Source organism: Rhizobium sp. 25PS6 (assembly GCF_032464655.1).
Taxonomy (GTDB): Bacteria; Pseudomonadota; Alphaproteobacteria; order Rhizobiales; family Rhizobiaceae; genus Rhizobium; species Rhizobium laguerreae.
On the sequence record NZ_JAWDIV010000001.1, the window covers coordinates 274,087 to 289,798 of the forward strand.

General features: G+C 62.1%; 15 protein-coding genes. 9 read left to right on the plus strand and 6 right to left on the minus strand.

Annotated features, from left to right (window positions below):
- From RWK44_RS01205 to RWK44_RS01215, 3 genes are all read right to left on the minus strand, one after another.
- Positions 1 to 906 (minus strand): carbohydrate ABC transporter permease, encoded by a 906-nt coding sequence (locus RWK44_RS01205; RefSeq protein WP_017956807.1) that lies wholly within the window; start codon positions 904 to 906, stop codon positions 1 to 3.
- A gap of 157 nt (positions 907 to 1,063) precedes the next feature.
- Complete coding sequence (locus tag RWK44_RS01210) at positions 1,064 to 2,374, minus strand: ABC transporter substrate-binding protein (RefSeq protein ID WP_168320531.1); 1,311 nt, start codon at positions 2,372 to 2,374, stop codon at positions 1,064 to 1,066.
- Positions 2,375 to 2,729: 355 nt separating this feature from the next.
- Positions 2,730 to 3,368 carry a TetR/AcrR family transcriptional regulator gene (locus RWK44_RS01215; RefSeq protein WP_077976821.1) on the minus strand — a complete coding sequence of 213 codons (639 nt, stop codon included), beginning with the start codon at positions 3,366 to 3,368 and terminating at the stop codon, positions 2,730 to 2,732.
- A gap of 100 nt (positions 3,369 to 3,468) precedes the next feature.
- Between RWK44_RS01215 and RWK44_RS01220 the strand changes: the two genes are divergently transcribed.
- Genes RWK44_RS01220 through RWK44_RS01235 form a run of 4 tightly spaced genes read left to right on the plus strand, consistent with a single transcriptional unit; the run spans position 3,469 to position 7,181 of the window.
- The gene (locus RWK44_RS01220) at positions 3,469 to 4,665 is read left to right on the plus strand and encodes a Tm-1-like ATP-binding domain-containing protein (RefSeq protein ID WP_221946491.1); all 1,197 of its coding nucleotides are present in this window, start codon (positions 3,469 to 3,471) and stop codon (positions 4,663 to 4,665) included.
- 11 nt (positions 4,666 to 4,676) lie between these two features.
- Positions 4,677 to 5,519 (plus strand): phosphoenolpyruvate hydrolase family protein, encoded by an 843-nt coding sequence (locus tag RWK44_RS01225; RefSeq protein ID WP_316028239.1) that lies wholly within the window; start codon positions 4,677 to 4,679, stop codon positions 5,517 to 5,519.
- 25 nt (positions 5,520 to 5,544) lie between these two features.
- Complete coding sequence (locus RWK44_RS01230) at positions 5,545 to 5,958, plus strand: cupin domain-containing protein (protein ID WP_131662639.1); 414 nt, start codon at positions 5,545 to 5,547, stop codon at positions 5,956 to 5,958.
- Positions 5,959 to 5,990: 32 nt separating this feature from the next.
- Entirely contained in the window at positions 5,991 to 7,181 is a 1,191-nt protein-coding gene (locus tag RWK44_RS01235) for a Xaa-Pro peptidase family protein (RefSeq protein WP_316028240.1), read from the plus strand.
- Between the two features lie 71 nt (positions 7,182 to 7,252).
- Here RWK44_RS01235 and RWK44_RS01240 read toward each other — a convergent pair whose 3' ends face one another.
- Positions 7,253 to 7,846, minus strand: coding sequence for a DJ-1/PfpI family protein (locus RWK44_RS01240; protein ID WP_316028241.1), 594 nt, complete (start codon positions 7,844 to 7,846; stop codon positions 7,253 to 7,255).
- Positions 7,847 to 7,903: 57 nt separating this feature from the next.
- Complete coding sequence (locus RWK44_RS01245) at positions 7,904 to 8,602, minus strand: GntR family transcriptional regulator (protein WP_316028242.1); 699 nt, start codon at positions 8,600 to 8,602, stop codon at positions 7,904 to 7,906.
- Between the two features lie 96 nt (positions 8,603 to 8,698).
- Here RWK44_RS01245 and RWK44_RS01250 point away from each other — a divergent pair, with 96 nt between their 5' ends.
- From RWK44_RS01250 to RWK44_RS01265, 4 genes are read left to right on the plus strand one after another with little or no spacing between them, the layout of a single operon-like run.
- The gene (locus RWK44_RS01250; protein ID WP_316028243.1) at positions 8,699 to 9,733 is read left to right on the plus strand and encodes an Ldh family oxidoreductase; all 1,035 of its coding nucleotides are present in this window, start codon (positions 8,699 to 8,701) and stop codon (positions 9,731 to 9,733) included.
- Complete coding sequence (locus RWK44_RS01255) at positions 9,730 to 10,959, plus strand: iron-containing alcohol dehydrogenase (RefSeq protein ID WP_131662644.1); 1,230 nt, start codon at positions 9,730 to 9,732, stop codon at positions 10,957 to 10,959. Before RWK44_RS01250 ends, RWK44_RS01255 begins: the two co-directional genes overlap by 4 nt.
- A gap of 13 nt (positions 10,960 to 10,972) precedes the next feature.
- Positions 10,973 to 12,460 (plus strand): NAD-dependent succinate-semialdehyde dehydrogenase, encoded by a 1,488-nt coding sequence (locus RWK44_RS01260; protein ID WP_316028244.1) that lies wholly within the window; start codon positions 10,973 to 10,975, stop codon positions 12,458 to 12,460.
- A gap of 11 nt (positions 12,461 to 12,471) precedes the next feature.
- Positions 12,472 to 13,323, plus strand: a complete 852-nt coding sequence (locus RWK44_RS01265; protein ID WP_131662646.1) for an alpha/beta hydrolase — start codon at positions 12,472 to 12,474, stop codon at positions 13,321 to 13,323.
- A 113-nt stretch (positions 13,324 to 13,436) separates the two neighbouring features.
- On the opposite strand, the gene RWK44_RS01270 is transcribed toward RWK44_RS01265, so the two are convergent.
- The gene (locus tag RWK44_RS01270; RefSeq protein ID WP_316028245.1) at positions 13,437 to 14,762 is read right to left on the minus strand and encodes an NAD(P)/FAD-dependent oxidoreductase; all 1,326 of its coding nucleotides are present in this window, start codon (positions 14,760 to 14,762) and stop codon (positions 13,437 to 13,439) included.
- A 233-nt stretch (positions 14,763 to 14,995) separates the two neighbouring features.
- Between RWK44_RS01270 and RWK44_RS01275 the strand changes: the two genes are divergently transcribed.
- Positions 14,996 to 15,472, plus strand: coding sequence for an Lrp/AsnC family transcriptional regulator (locus RWK44_RS01275; RefSeq protein WP_003562931.1), 477 nt, complete (start codon positions 14,996 to 14,998; stop codon positions 15,470 to 15,472).
- Positions 15,473 to 15,712 lie beyond the last annotated feature (240 nt).

The window sequence follows — 15,712 nt, forward strand, 5'->3', positions numbered from 1 at the left end:
TCAGCGCTCCTTCACTTTGTTGAGGTACTTGACGTAGATGTTGGTGATCGCAAGAACCATGATGAGCACGATGTAGGCGAGTGCGCAGGAGCGCCCCGTCTGCCATTCCTGGAAGGCCATCTTGTAGAGCCGGATGGAGATCACCTCGGTCGTCGGTTGGCTGGTCAGGATGTAGGCGAGGTCGAAGGTCTTGAAGGCCTCCATCGTACGGAAGATGATTGCGATCATCAGGATCGGCGCCACCAGCGGCAGCGTGATGCGGAAGAAGGTATAGAACGGTCCCGCCCGGTCGATCGCCGCTGCCTCGTAAAGATGCTTTGGCACGGCCGAAAGGCCGGCAAGCGACAGCAGCATCACGAAGGGCGACCACATCCAGATGTCCGTGATTGCGACCGCATAGAGCGCCATGTCCGGATTCGACAGCCACTCGAAGGAGCCGAGGCCGAGCGCGTAGTTGATGATGCCGAAGGACGGGTCGTAGAGCAGCTTCCAGAAGAGGCCGACGACGGCCATCGACAGCATCATCGGCAGCAGCAGTAGCGTCGTCAGAAGACCCTTCAGCGGAATGTCACGGTTGAGCAGCATCGCGGTGCCGAAGCCGACGATCACCTGCCCCGTCACAGAGACGATCACATATTTCGCGGTGATGGCGAAATTCGACCAGATGAAAGGATCGTTCAGCAATTCGCGATAGTTCTGCAGGCCGACAAAGTTGGCCGGCGCGTTCGTCGAGGCGCGAAAATCCGTGAAGGAATAGCCGAGCGAATAGATCAGCGGAAAGATGTTGAAGATGATCAGAAACAGGATCGTCGGGATAATGAAGAGATTGCGAATGCGGATGTCGCTCATGCCGCGGGATGCGGCACGCGATTTCGTGTCCAGCGATGTCATGACTGCGGTTGCCAATCCTCTCCTCCTCCGAGAGTCGGCGCCGGATGCCGGAAAAGGCATCACGATGCGCGAAGTGAATTCCGGGCGCCGCGCCCTCTCGAACCGCGCCTTTGGGCGCGAGATGCAGAATGCAAACGGAGGGGCGACGGAGCCCCTCCGCTGATCGCGTTTGCTATTTATTGCGTCCGTATTTCTTGAACGTCGCGTTCCAGTCCGCTGCCAGAGAGTCGAGCACTTCCTTCGCCGTGCCTTGCCCGGCGGTGACGAAGGGGTAGATGCGCTGGTTCATCTGGATCAGCAGTTCGGCATATTCAGGCGTTGCCCAGAAGTCCTTCACCTTGAACATGGTCTCGTAGAAGGCCTTGTTATAAGGTGTCGCGTTCTGAAATTCCGGCGATTCAAGCACCTTGGCGCTTGCCGTGTAGCCACCGAGTTCGGCCCAGCGCTTCTGGGTCTCGTCCTTGATGAACCATTCGAGGAATTTCATCGCCTCTTCCTGGTTTTTTGAGTAGGAGACGACCGATATGCCTTGGCCGCCGAGCGCTGCGAATTGCTCGCCGTTCGGCCCCGCCGGATTGGCAAAGAAGCCGGTAACCTTGGCGTTCGGGTTGGACGCCTCGTTCACCAGGGCCGGGAAGAAGGCGAAGTAGTTCATGCTCATCGCCGCCAGGTTCTCGGTGATCGCCTGGTTGTTCTCGACGAAGAAGGACTTGGCCCAGCCCGGAGGCGTAAAGCCGTAGAGCTCGCGATACAATTCGAGCGCCTTGACGTTCTTGTCAGAGTTGATGATGCCGTCGACCTTGTAGCTCTGGTAGTCGCCGAGTTCGCCTCCAAAGGAGAAGATCGCGTTCTCGACACCCATGACGAGACCGTCATAAGAATTGTCGGTGTAGATGGCGATTCCGTAGCGCTTCTGGTCGGGACGGTGGAAGAACTCGGCGATGTCGCGCATCTCGGCCCATGTCTTCGGCGGGGCGAGGTCGTAGCCGTATTTGGCCTTGAACGCCTCCATCTCCTTGGGATCTTCGAACCAGTCCTTGCGGTAGGACCAGCCGACGGCGTCGCCTTCGGCCGGAACTGACCAATACTTTTTCGAGTTCGACGGATATTCGGCGTAGTATTTCACCGTTGCCGGAGCCATCACCTGGGTCAGATTGTGCTTGGTGAAGAAGTCGGTCAGATCGACGTAATGGCCGGCTTCTGACGCCGCTCCAATCCACTGGCTGTCGCCGACGACCATGTCATAGGCTGAACCCTTGGCGTTGAACTCGGTGAATGCCTTGGTCTGGAAGTCGGCCCATGGTGTGGTCTCGACCGTGACCTTGACGCCGGTTTCAGCCTCGTATTCGTTGGCGAGTTCCTGAAGGTAATTTGCCGGGTCCCACTCGGCCCAGAAGATCGTCAGTTCCTGGGCCTGTGCGGATGTTCCGCAGGCCCACATCAATCCGACACCGGCAAAGAGACCGGCCATAGTTTTGCGCATAACATTTCCTCCCATTTATGCACGCTTCCCGCGTCATCGCGGGCCTCCCGATCCGGCTTCCCGATCCTCCTGGGTGATTTTCGTGCTGGGGTCCTCCCCGACCCTGGCGCGTTTCAGATCTCAAGCCTGAATGTTATTCCCTAATCTGGTAGTACCAAACGCCATTATCGTCAAGAGTGAGCCTCGGAGAGCATTTAGCAAAGGTTCATCTTCCAGACTTCTGGATACCTTCCCACAATTGCGGCTCCGCTCATGCGGTCTTGTTAGGCAAACTCACGTTCCTGCTCGCCAATCCCGACCACATTTGCTTCATCTGGTCCAACCAATTGTTGGATTAATTTGAAGGTTCCCCACGTCATGCTTTGCTCTCCGCCTGCCGTAACGCTGTATCAACAAGCGCCCTGGCGGCCCATTCGGCAACAGACTGCGCGCTTTCGGAGGTCAGGCCCCAGATATCCTTCAACACGATCAGCACCTCGACGCCGAAGACAAGCGAAAGCGCCTGCGCAAGGCGTTCCCGGGATTCGGGCGGCACGGTGCCCTGCAGTGGGGCCGTCACGCACTTGAGCAGGTCGACCCGGTGGCCGCGCGTGAACAGCGGCTCGTTGCCGAGCGTGCCGGCCTGGCGCTGCGCCCACTGGTCCAGCGAAAGTTTCAGTGCCGCCTTGAAGGTGGCTTCGAACTCATCGATGCGGGGCATTGCGGTCGCCAAGAGGTCGGCAACGCGAGTGCGTGCATCCGGACTGTCCGACGACCAGCTGAGTATCGGCCCCAGAGCCTCATCTACCACGGCATGCACGAGCGCGGCCTGGCTCGGAAAGTAACGGTAGGCCGTCGCGCGCGAGACTTCGGCAGCCTCGGCGACTTCACTTACCGACGGAGTAATGCCGGACTGCATGAGCCGCGTTGCCGTTTCGAGCATCAGTTTTCGCGTACGGGCCCGTGGGCCTCGCTCGGTCCTGGCTGTTTCGTTCTGTTGACGTGAGACATCCATGTCTTTATGATACGCACGTCTCACAAATTTGCAAGGGCCTACCGCTTTGCCCCGGACGTGGGATATGCCGGGAGGAAACCCAACCGGTCTCGGAGGGGAAATGAAGCAGATCTACGTGGTCGGCACGGCTGACACGAAGGGCGAGGAGCTTGCTTATCTGGCCGCTTGCATCAAAGCGGCGGGCGGGGCTGTCGTCCGTGTCGACGTCGGCATCCGCGAGCCTCAAACCTCCGTCGATGTGAGGGCCGACGCAGTGGCGGCATGCCATCCGGATGGGGCTGGAGCCGTTCTTGCCAGCGGCGACCGCGGAACGGCGGTCGAGGCGATGGGCATTGCCTTCGCGCGCTTCCTCGTGGAGCGCCAGGACATCGCCGGCGTCATCGGTATCGGTGGAGGCGGGGGCACTTCGATCATTACCGCAGGCATGCGCCAATTGCCGCTCGGTCAGCCAAAGATCATGGTCTCGACGCTCGCATCCGGCGATGTTGCTCCCTATGTCGATGTTTCAGACATCTTGATGATGCCCTCGGTCACGGACATGGCGGGCCTGAACCGGCTGAGCCGCGTCATCCTTCACAACGCCGCCCAGGCGATCACCGCCATGGCCCGCCGGCCGGCTGAGGTGACTGCATCCAAACCAGCCCTCGGGCTTACCATGTTCGGCGTTACGACACCTGCCGTATCCGCCATGGTCGAGCGCCTCCGAGCGGACTATGACTGCCTGGTCTTCCACGCGACAGGCACGGGCGGGCGTGCGATGGAGAAGCTTGCCGACAGCGAGCTCATCTCTGGCGTGCTCGACATCACGACGACCGAGGTCTGCGACCTGCTGTTCGGCGGCGTCTTGCCCGCCACCTCGGACCGTTTCGGCGCCATTGCTCGCAAAGGCCTGCCCTATGTCGGCTCGGTCGGTGCGCTCGATATGGTGAACTTCTGGGCGCCGGAGACCGTCCCGGAGCGTTATGCCGGCCGGCTGTTTTACCGGCACAACCCGAACGTCACTTTGATGCGCACGACGTCGGCCGAATGCGCGCAGATCGGCCGCTGGATCGGCGACAAGCTCAATCTCTGCCACGGCCCCGTACGCTTCCTCATTCCCGAAAAGGGCGTTTCGGCCCTCGACATCGAAGGCGGTCCGTTCTTCGATCCGCAAGCCGACGCCGCGCTTTTCGCCGCGCTCGAGGCGACGGTGAAGCCGACGGTGTCGCGACGTATCATTCGCCTGCCGCTCCATATCAACGACCCGCATTTCGCCGAGGCCGCCGTCGCGGCCTATCGTGACATCGCCAACCCTTGAGAGACAAATCGATGCCAGTCATACCGCGCAACACCATCCTCGAAAAATTTCACGGCATGATCGCAGCCGGCGTGCCGATCGTCGGCGGCGGTGCCGGCACCGGCATCTCCGCCAAGGCCGAGGAGGCAGGCGGTATCGACCTCATCATTATCTACAATTCCGGGCGATATCGCATGGCGGGCCGCGGTTCGGCGGCCGGACTGCTCGCCTATGGCAATGCCAACGAGATCGTCAAGGACATGGCGCTTGAAGTATTGCCGGTCGTGAAAAAGACGCCGGTGCTTGCTGGCGTCAATGGCACGGACCCCTTCGTACTGATGCCGCGCTTCCTCGCAGACCTCAAGGCAATGGGCTTTTCCGGCGTACAGAACTTCCCCACAATAGGCCTCTTCGATGGGCGGATGCGGCAGAGTTTCGAGGAAACGGGCATGAGCTACAATCTGGAGGTCGAGATGATCGCCACCGCCCACGGGCTCGACCTACTGACGACGCCCTATGTCTTCAACGAGAGCGAGGCTATCGCCATGACGACCGCTGGCGCCGACATCGTCGTGGCGCATATGGGGGTGACGACCGGCGGCACGATCGGCGCCACATCCGGCAAGTCCCTCGATGACTGCGTCGACGAGATCGCCGCGATCGCCAAGGCGGCACGTTCCGTGCGCGACGACGTCATCGTGCTCTGCCACGGCGGCCCGATCTCCATGCCGGCGGATGCGCGCTACATTCTCGAACGCTGCCCTGGCTGCCACGGCTTTTATGGCGCAAGCTCGATGGAGCGTCTGCCGGCAGAGGCGGCAATCCGCAAGCAGACGGAAGATTTCAAGGCGCTCGCCATCGGCGCGGTCGTCTGAGGAAGGGCATGGAGGAGGCCGTTTCATGGTAAAGAACAAGTACTTCATCTATCCTGAGGATGTGATCGCCTTCGGTTTCGATTGGGGCAAGCTGTCGCTGACTGTGGCGCCCGAGGTCAACGGTGCCAGCCGCTTTTCCGGTGGCGTCGTCGAGCTGCCAAGCGGCGAGGGCCATTCCCGCCACAATCACCCTGGCGCGGAGGAAATCATATTTGTGATTTCCGGCGAAGGCGAGCAGATGGTCGAGGACGAAAATGGTAATCCGATCACGCAGAAGGTCGCCAGCGGCTGCACGATCTATATTCCGGAAAGTCGCTTTCATTCGACGAAGAACACTGGCGGCGGGAAGATGCTCCTTTTCGTGGTCTACTCACCGGCCGGGCCGGAGCTTGCGCTTCGCGATTTGCCGGACTTCCGCCTGCTGCCGCAGGGCTTCTGAGGCGGCGCATCCATTTTCTGGGAGGAAAGACGATGAACGACAATGCAGGGCAAACAAGGCAGGCCGCCGTGACGCCGTTCGATACGGCCAAGCTCGACCTTCTCATGGAGGAAGTCGGTATCGACGTCATCGTCGCCACCTCCAAACACAACACGCAATATCTCATGGGCGGCTATAAGTTCATCTTCTTCGCCGCCATGGATGCGATCGGGCATAGCCGCTACCTGCCGATGGTGATTTATGAGAAAGGCGCGCCTGATCACTCCGCCTATGTGGGGAACCGCATGGAGGGCGCAGAGCACCAGAACAATCCATTCTGGACGTCCGCCGTGCATACGGCGAGCTGGGGCACGCAGGATGCCGCAGGGCTCGCCGTCGAGCACCTGAAGAAGATCGGCAAGGCCGGTGGGCGCATCGGCATCGAGCCGGCCTTCCTGCCATCCGACGCCCGCGACCTGTTTGCCTCTCGGCTGGATGGCGCTCGATTTGTCGATGCCACGCATGTGTTGGAGCGGCTGAGGGCCGTCAAGACGCCGGATGAACTGGCCAAGCTGAGACGCGCTTCCGAACTGATCACCGACTCGATGCTGGCGACGATCGCGGCGGCCCGCGCCGGCTTGACCAAGATGGAGATCATCGAGCAGCTGCGCCGGGAGGAAACGAACCGCGGCCTGCACTTCGAATATTGCCTGCTGACGCTCGGCTCCAGCCACAATCGCGCGGGCTCACCGCAGGCCTGGGCCGAGGGCGAGATCCTGTCGATCGATTCCGGCGGCAACTATCACGGATATATCGGTGACCTCTGCCGCATGGGTGTGCTCGGCGAGCCGGATGCGGAGTTGGAAGACCTTCTGGCCGAAGTCGAATGCATCCAGCAAGCGGCCTTCGCCAAGGTCAGGGCAGGGGCTGCGGGCAGGGAGATGATCGTGGCAGCGGAGGCCGAGCTCAAGGCCTCGCCGTCGGCGGCCTTCACCGACTTTTTCTGCCATGGCATGGGCCTCATCGCCCACGAAGCGCCATTCCTCATGACGAACCACCCTGTCACCTATGATGGCATCGATGCCGACAAGCCGCTGGAAACCGGGAGCGTGATCTCGGTCGAGACGACGATGCTTCACCCAAAGCGCGGATTCATCAAGTTGGAGGATACGCTTGCCATCATCGATGGCGGCTATGAAATGTTCGGCGACCGTGGCCGCGGCTGGAACCGCGGCGGAGCGTGATTGCAGGCCCAACCGCAAAGAAGGCCCGGCAGATGTCACCTGCCGGGCCTTTGTTCCTTGGTACCGTCGTCTCAGCTGTGGTGGATCTCTGTTCCCAGCACCTTCAGGCATTCGCGCATAAAGGCGGCGAGCGCCGTCCAGCCCTTGGCCGAAACCATCGTGCCATCGACATAGGCTTCGGTTGGCGACAGGTCGATATAGGTTCCACCCGCCAGGGTGACCTCCGGTTCACAGGCCCCAAGTGCACCAACCTTCTTGCCGCGAACGACACCGTCGACTGCGATCAGGATCTGGACTCCGTGGCAGATGGTGAAGATCGGCTTCTCCTGCTCGTGGAAATGACGCACCATCGCCTGCACCCGCTTGTCGGTGCGGATATATTCCGGTCCACGCCCGCCGGCGCAGTAGACAGCATGATACTGATCGAGCTGGTTCTCGGCCTCGGAAAACGTCTTGTTGATGGTGACGTTGTGCCCGAGTTTTTCGGTGTAGGTCTGGTCTCCCTCGAAATCGTGCAGCGACGTCCTGAGGATGTCGCCGGCCTTCTTATCCGGGCACACGATATGCACCGTGTGCCCGACCGCCTCCATCGCCTGGTGAAAGACGAAGATTTCGTACTCCTCGGTGAAATCGCCGGTGAGCATCAGGATTTTCTTGCCTGGCATGGGTTCTCCTCCTCATTGTCAGATCGGGCAGGCACGACCTTGCCTGCCCGGGGTTGCTCAGATTTCGTCGAAGGCCGGCAATAGCCGGTCGCGCGAATGTTCGATATGGATGCGCATTGCCTTCGCAGCCGCGCCGGGGTCGCGCGCCGCGAATGCATCAAGCAGCGTCTGATGCTCGCCGAGTGCCTCCTCGGTGACGCGGCGATGGAACATCAGGCGGAAGATGTGGAAGTGTGTATGCTGGAATGTCAGCATCTCGCGGATCAACTCGTTGCCGGCAAATTCCATGATCCGGTCATGGAAAATAGCGTCCTGGCGCGCGAAGGCCGAATAGTTCGCTCGTTCGTCCCTGTTGTCGCTGCGTGTCATCACGCCCGCGGCCTCGGTGAGAATGGCCAGCTTTTCGTCGTTCATCGCCTCTGCCGCCTTCGCAGCGCCGGCAGGTTCCAGCAGCAGGCGCAGTTCATAGAGCTCGTCGAAGCGGTGGCGCGTGATTTGCGGCGCGGCACGATAGCCGACCAAATGCTGCTTGACGACGAGGCCTTCGCCTTCAAGCCGGCCGAGGGCTTCGCGGATAGGGGTGTGTGAGACGTTGAATTCCCTGACCAGGTTGTCGACCGTAATCCGAGCCCCCGGCGCGATCTTCAACGACATGAGCTGGTTGAAGATTGCCTCGTAGACGTCGCCCGCCAGGCTGTTGGCGCGCGGTATCTGGGTTGTGCCCGTCGAGGGTTCCTTCGGTCTCGTCGAAATCATCTGCTGCCTTGCCTCTTGACAGGTTCAATCGCTAGCACGATGCTGCGGCCAAGGCAATCCTATATCCTATACGATTTAATATAGGGAGGAAAAATTATGCGCATATCTGAAGCAGCAGCGCTTGCACTTGCCACCCGCCTGCTGGAAGAGCATGGCGCACCGCGTGACCATGCGGCCCTGCAGGCTCGCATCCTGGTCACGGCCGATATGAAGGGGCACCCTTCGCATGGCCTGTACCGGCTTCCGCGGCTGGTCGAGCGCATCGAGCGCGGTGTCATTGACCCGCAGACGAAGGGCACGCAGCGCTGGCGCGCGGATGCGGTGCTGGAGGTGGAGGGATCGTCGGGATTTGGCCCCGTCGTCGCCATGGCCGCGATCGAGCGGCTGGCGCCTCACATTCCGGATCTTGGTATCGGTCTTGTCGCCGTGCGCAATGCCAACCATCTCGGCATGCTCGCGCATTATGTGGAGGCCATCGCCGCACTGGGTTTCGTCGGCATCGCGCTCTCGTCGAGCGAGGCGCTGGTCCATCCCTTCGGCGGCACCCGGGCGATGCTCGGCACCAACCCCATCGCCATCGCCGTGCCAACGGCCGAGGAACCGCTCGTGCTCGACTTGGCCACCAGCCTCGTGCCGATGGGCAGGATTCATCATCACGCGGCGACCGGCAGGCCCATTCCCGAGGGATGGGCGCGCGATGCGGCCGGCAAGCCGACGACCGATCCGGGGCGTGCGAAGGCCGGCGCGATTGCGCCCTTCGGCGACGAGAAGGGCTACGGCCTCGGCATCGCTTTGGAACTGCTGGTGGCAGCCCTTGCCGGCTCGGCGCTGGCGCCGGATGCGCGCGGCACGCTCGACAGCCAGTCGCCGTGCAACAAGGGCGACGTCTTCATCTTGATCGAGCCCAGTTTGGCGCCGGGACTGCCGGAGCGGCTGTCGACCTATCTCGATGCCGTGCGCGCTTCACCACCCGCCAGCGCCGGCGAACCGGTTCTCGTCCCGGGCGATCGTGCCCGCGGGCGGCGAGCGGCGGCAAGTCGCAACGGGTTCGAGATCGACCAGCGCCTCTGGGAGGACCTCAACGCGCTTTCGCGCCCGCGCATTCTGGCCTTCGAGGGACAAAGATCATGAGCCTGTTTGCCGCCTTGAGGCTGCCGCGGGAAATCCTGTTTGGCGTCGGCCAGCGCCACGCGCTCGCGAGCGTCGCCAGCAGGACCGGCCGGCGCGCACTCGTCTGCACGGATGCGCGTTTTGTCGCAACACCCGTCTTCGCGGAAATGATCGCCGCGCTTGAAACTGCCGGGATCGTCGTCCTTGTGCATGACCGCACGCTGCCGGACGTGCCGCAAGATACGGTCGCGGTTTGCGTTGAAGCCTCGCGCGGCTTTGAGCCCGATATGGTGATCGGCATCGGTGGAGGCAGCTGTCTCGACATGGCCAAATGCGCTTCGCTCCTGCTCGCTCACGGAGGCGCGCTCGCGGATTATTACGGTGAGTTCAAGGTGCCGGCGCCCGTCCTGCCGGTCATCGCCGTGCCGACGACGGCAGGGACCGGGTCCGAGGTGACGCCGGTTGCGGTTGTTTCCGATCCCGATCGTATCCTGAAGGTTGGCATTTCCAGCCCATATCTCATCGCCACGGCGGCGATCTGCGACCCGGAACTGACCTTATCCTGCCCGCCTGGGCTCACGGCGATTGCCGGTGCAGATGCGTTGACGCATGCCATCGAAGCCTTCACGGCCATGCGCCGCCCCGGCGACCCGGAACTTGCGCAGCAGCATGTCTTCATCGGCAAGAGCGATCTCTCCGACCAGTTCGCGCTGCATGCCATCCGGCTCCTCGGCCGGAGCCTGGAAAAGGCCTTTGTCGACGGCGCCGACATCGATGCACGCGCCGATGTGATGATGGGTGCGCTCGCAGCCGGCTGCGCCTTCGGAACGGCGGGCACCGCTGCGGCCCATGCCGTGCAGTATCCGGTCGGTGCCTTGACTCATACGCCGCACGGCCTCGGGGTTGCGACCATGCTGCCCTATGTCATGACTTATAATCGCCGCGTCGCTACGGCGGAATTCGCCATCGTCGGCAGGGCGCTCGGCCTCGATCCCACCGGAGTGGAGGACGACGAAACGGTAGCCGATGCCGCGATCGCAGAGGTGAGCCGCCTCTTTGCCGCGATTGGCATCGCTCCGACGCTCGCCAGCCTCGGCCTGCCGGAAGACCGGATCGACTGGGCCGCAGAGCAGGCGCTCGGAATCGGCCGGCTGATCAAGAATAATCCACGCTCCTTCGATGCCGCCGCCATGCGCGGCCTGGTGCGCGCCGCCTATGACGGCGATCTGGCCGCTTCCGCCCTCTGACTTGGAAATCATCATGAACGTCAACCAGCATTCTTCGCATCCAGACCATGATCCCTTCGGGCTCAACTCGTTCTCCCGCGGCCTCTATATTGGCGGCGCCTGGAGGCCGGCGGCTGGCGAGGGCCGGATCGAGGTGATCGACCCCTCGACCGAGGCGGTCATTGCTGTCGTGCCCGATGCCACCGTCGCGGATGCGGCGGCGGCCGTGGAGGCTGCCGCAAGCGCGGCGGAAGGCTGGCGCGAGATGCCGCCGAGAAAGCGTTCCGAGATCCTACACCGCTGCTTTGAACTTATGGTGGAGCGTTCCGAAACGCTCGCCGGGCTCATTTCGCTCGAGAACGGGAAGGCGTTGCGCGACGCGCGCGGCGAGGTCGCCTATGCAGCAGAGTTCTTTCGGTGGAATGCCGAGGAGGCGGTGCGCATCTCCGGAGAGTTCGGCATTGCCCCGGCCGGTGGAAATCGCATCGTCGTCGATTACCAGCCTATCGGCATCTGCGTTCTCATCACACCATGGAATTTCCCGGCCGCGATGGCGACCCGCAAGATCGCGCCTGCCCTTGCCGCAGGCTGCACCGTCATCCTGAAGCCGGCGAGCGAGACGCCGCTGACGGCCTATGCGCTTGCGGCTCTCTACGAGGAGGCCGGCGTGCCGCCGGGCGTCGTGAACGTGATGACAACATCGACGCCGGGCCCCGTCATCGCCGCCATGCTGGGCGACCCGCGCGTGCGAAAACTTTCCTTCACAGGTTCGACCGGCGTCGGCCGCACGCTACTGGCGGAAGCGGCCAAAAATGTCATCTCCTGCTCCATGGAACTCGGCGGCAACGCGCCATTCATCGTTTTCGACGATGCGGACATTGACGCGGCGATCGACGGTCTGATGGTCGCGAAAATGCGCAATGCGGGTGAGGCCTGCACGGCTGCAAACCGCATTTATGCCCAGTCTGGTATCCATGATGCCTTCGCGGAAAAATTCACCCGACGCATGGCCGCCCTCAGGGTTGGCCCGGGTGCGGATCCGGATACGGAATGCGGTCCGATGATCACACGCAAGGCCGTGGAGAAAATCGAGCGCCTGGTTGCGGACGCCGTTTCGCGCGGCGCGCACGTCCTCTGCGGCGGACGAACACTAGCGGGACGCGGCTTCTTTTATCCGCCGACGGTGCTTGTCGATGTTCCCCCGGCCTCCGATATGGGCTGCGAGGAGATTTTCGGTCCCGTCGCGCCGCTCTACCGTTTCGAGACCGAGGCCGAGGTCATCGCTGCCGCCAATGATACGGAATATGGCCTTGCCGCCTATATCTATACCCGCGACATTGGCCGCGGCATGCGGGTCGCTTCCAAGGTCGAGGCGGGCATGATTGCGCTTAATCGTGGACTGGTCTCCGATCCCGCCGCCCCATTTGGCGGTGTGAAACAGAGCGGCCTAGGACGTGAAGGAGGGCAGCATCACGGTATCGCGGAGTTCATGGAAGCCAAGTACATTGCCACAAGTTTCTGAGGGAGGAACCTGTGGCCGCCGATCCGTTCCGCATTCGTGACCATGTCGCAGATTTCGACGCGATCGTCGGCGATATCCGCGCTCGCAGCCTTGCAACGCGGCGCACTGTCGCCATGGAGGCCAACATCGCCTACGGGGCTGGACCTGGCGAGACGCTCGATATCTTCCTGCCAGATAGCGCCGGCTCGGACATGCCGATCCACATGTTCATCCATGGCGGCTATTGGCGGATGTTTTCCAAGGAGGACTACTCCTGCGTCGCCGAGACCATTACCGGCGCCGGCGCGGTCGCAGCCATCGTCGATTATTCGTTGATGCCCACGGCGAGAATGGACGTCCTGGTTGGTCAGGTCCTGAAAGCCAAGGCTTTCCTGCAGGCGCATGCCGATCGCTTTGGCGCCACGTCAAAGCGGTTTTCCGTCAGCGGCCACTCCGCCGGTGCACATCTTGCAACCTTTCTCTTCCATCGCTCGCCAGCGCCTTCGGGCGTCGTCGCTGCTTTCCTGCTCGGCGGCCTGTACGATCTCGAACCCCTGCAGGCGTCTTTCCTGCGTGAAGAGATTGCCTTGAGCGACGAGGAGGTGCGACGGTTTGCGCCCATGCGTCACGAGCACGATCCTGCAACGCGTGTCGCTATCATGACCGGCGAACTGGAAACTGATCCGTTCAAAATTCAGGCAAATGCGTTCAGGGACATTCTTGCCGCCCAAGGGCTTGGCGTGCGGGCATCGCAGGTCGCAGACGGCAATCACATGAGCACGGTACGCGATCTCGCCGTCGCTGGCACAGCTGTGGCGGCAGCATTGCACGCCTTGATTGCCAACGATGCCGGTGAAGAACCGAAGCGATCACCCTTCCTCTGATCGCCGATTTGTCGTGGTGGTGGCAATCGAAGCGTGATGCATCGGCTCCTATGGCCGATACCAAGTCGTGCCGATCCGCGTCGTCGAAACGTCGCGCAAAGGCCGACCGCGTCCTAAAAATCGGCAACTTTGCCCCAAGCGGATGTCCCGAAGCGGTCGGGGTGGTAGGGCCTGGGATCAACGATCGGCTCATCGCCCGTGATGATATCGGCGATCAAATGGCCGGCGCCCGGCCCGATGCCGAAGCCGTGTCCGCTGAAGCCGGCAGCGAGGATGAAACCCGGGAGGGTAGGGATCTCGCCGACCCCCGGCACGCCGTCAGGTGTGCTGTCGATATAGCCTGCCCAGGCCGCGCTGATGTCGGTTTTCTTCAAGGCGGGAAGAAGTTCGAGCGCCCGCGAATGCGTGAGGGCAATGGTGGCTTGGTTTACCGCCGGGTCGAGGATGCGCATGCGCTCCATCGGTGTCGGCCGGTCGAGCCGCCAGCGTGCCAGAGATTCATGCCCTGAGCGAAAACCTTCCAACCCGCCGGGTGCGAGACTGCGCCAGCGCCGGGCAAACATCGGCAGGAACTGTGGCGCGAAGCGGAGCTGCTGCGGCGTCGGATCGACGCGGCCGCGGCCGCTGATTGCCAGCGTGTAGCCGCCATCGCAACGTCGCGTCACCGACACGGCGGATGTATGCAATGCATCCGGCAGGCCGTCGGCACCTGCCGATAGGGAGAGGATCGACGAGCGTATCGAGGCTTGCGGAAATCGAAAGCCGAGCTGGCGGCAGAAGGAGGAGGCCCAGGCGCCACCGGCGAGGATCGCGATCTTTGTCCGGATCGTGCCATGCTCGGTGACGACGCCCGAGAGCCTGCCGCCTTCGACGTCGAGGCCGCGGGCCGCACAGGACTGATGCACCGTGCCGCCGAGCTTGAGGATCGCACGCGCGACGGCGGGCGCAGCGCTTGCCGGATCGGCGGTGCCGTCGGTCGGCGAAAACACCCCGCCTTTCCATGAGGTGCCGGTGGCATGCCCGCGTTCGGTTGCCTCTGCGCTGCTCAGCATATGCGTCGTGACGCCGACCGAGCGGGCGAAATCGCGCCAGCGCGCCCAGCCGGACAGTTCCGCGTCGCTATTGCTGAGGTAGAAGAGGCCGCAACGACGGAAGCCGGTGTCCTCACCGGTCTCAGTGGCGAAGCGCTCCCACAGATCGAGGCTCTTCGTCGACATCGGCAATTCGCGGGCGTCGCGGTTCTGCTGCCGGCACCAGCCCCAATTGCGGCTCGATTGTTCGGCGCCGATCAGGCCCTTCTCGACGAGGGCGACCTTCAGTCCGCGCCGGGTGAGATAATAGGCCGCAAAAACGCCGACGATGCCGCCGCCGATGACCACGGCATCAGCGGTGGAAGGCAGTTCCGGCGTGGTGTCGACGCGATTGAGCGGTGCGGGCATGGGAGAGTCTCCGTTTTAACCGTAGTGTAGCGGATCCGACGCCACGGCTTTGCCGGAGATCGGTTGGTAGCAGCAGAAGATTCCGTGTTGGGAGGATGCCAGCAGCCGTTTGTGCTTCGGCCTGTCTCGCAACGCGATCGACAGGTCAATGTCATGTGTTAAGGTTGGTGTCGGGAACAAGCAGCATAATCTGCTGCGTCATTGGCGATCTCCAACAAGTGAGGGCGTGTGAGGTGAAACTCGACCGGATCGACGTAAAAATCCTTTACGAACTGCAGAAGAATGGCCGCGTCACGAATGTGGAACTCGCCGAACTGGTCAATCTGTCGCCAAGCCCCTGCCTGATGCGGGTGAAGAAGCTGCAGTCGGAGGGCTATATCGAAGGCTATTCGGCCCAGATCAACGTCAGCAAACTGGGGCAGACGCTGACGGTGTTCACCGAGATCACCCTGAAAAACCACCGGCAGATCGACTTCGCCCGCTTCCTGGCGGCGATCGAAAAAGTCGACCAGGTGATCGAATGCCATCTGGTTTCGGGTGGCTACGATTATATGCTGAAATTCGTCACCGCCGGGATCGACGAATACCAGACGATCATGGAGCGGCTGACTGACCTGGATGTCGGCATCGACAAATATTTCAGCTTCGTCGTCCTGAAGTCGCCGATCATCAAGGCCCACATGCCGCTCACCACCTTGTTTCCGCATTAGTCGGCGAGAAGGACCGCACAGGGAGCCGCTCCTGATATCACGGCTGGATGTCCTTTCGTCCGCCCCCGTGGCCGAATGTCCCAACGCACTCTGTCAGGGCTCCAGATCGACCTTACCCAACTGCACCTCCTCGACTCAATCGAGAGGCCGATTTTCTCTGTCGCAGGTTGTTCTCCCTATAATAAGAGTCCCATACTGGTTGGAAGGACTTGCGACAGGATGTCGGGCCTGTTCTCTAAA

Coding starts and splice junctions, on each gene's coding strand:
- RWK44_RS01210 (WP_168320531.1), bottom strand. CDS start 2,374: ATGCGCAAAACTATGGCCGGTCTCTTTGCCGGTGTCGGATTGATGTGG.
- RWK44_RS01215 (WP_077976821.1), bottom strand. CDS start 3,368: ATGGATGTCTCACGTCAACAGAACGAAACAGCCAGGACCGAGCGAGGC.
- RWK44_RS01220 (WP_221946491.1), top strand. CDS start 3,469: ATGAAGCAGATCTACGTGGTCGGCACGGCTGACACGAAGGGCGAGGAG.
- RWK44_RS01225 (WP_316028239.1), top strand. CDS start 4,677: ATGCCAGTCATACCGCGCAACACCATCCTCGAAAAATTTCACGGCATG.
- RWK44_RS01230 (WP_131662639.1), top strand. CDS start 5,545: ATGGTAAAGAACAAGTACTTCATCTATCCTGAGGATGTGATCGCCTTC.
- RWK44_RS01235 (WP_316028240.1), top strand. CDS start 5,991: ATGAACGACAATGCAGGGCAAACAAGGCAGGCCGCCGTGACGCCGTTC.
- RWK44_RS01240 (WP_316028241.1), bottom strand. CDS start 7,846: ATGCCAGGCAAGAAAATCCTGATGCTCACCGGCGATTTCACCGAGGAG.
- RWK44_RS01245 (WP_316028242.1), bottom strand. CDS start 8,602: ATGATTTCGACGAGACCGAAGGAACCCTCGACGGGCACAACCCAGATA.
- RWK44_RS01250 (WP_316028243.1), top strand. CDS start 8,699: ATGCGCATATCTGAAGCAGCAGCGCTTGCACTTGCCACCCGCCTGCTG.
- RWK44_RS01255 (WP_131662644.1), top strand. CDS start 9,730: ATGAGCCTGTTTGCCGCCTTGAGGCTGCCGCGGGAAATCCTGTTTGGC.
- RWK44_RS01260 (WP_316028244.1), top strand. CDS start 10,973: ATGAACGTCAACCAGCATTCTTCGCATCCAGACCATGATCCCTTCGGG.
- RWK44_RS01270 (WP_316028245.1), bottom strand. CDS start 14,762: ATGCCCGCACCGCTCAATCGCGTCGACACCACGCCGGAACTGCCTTCC.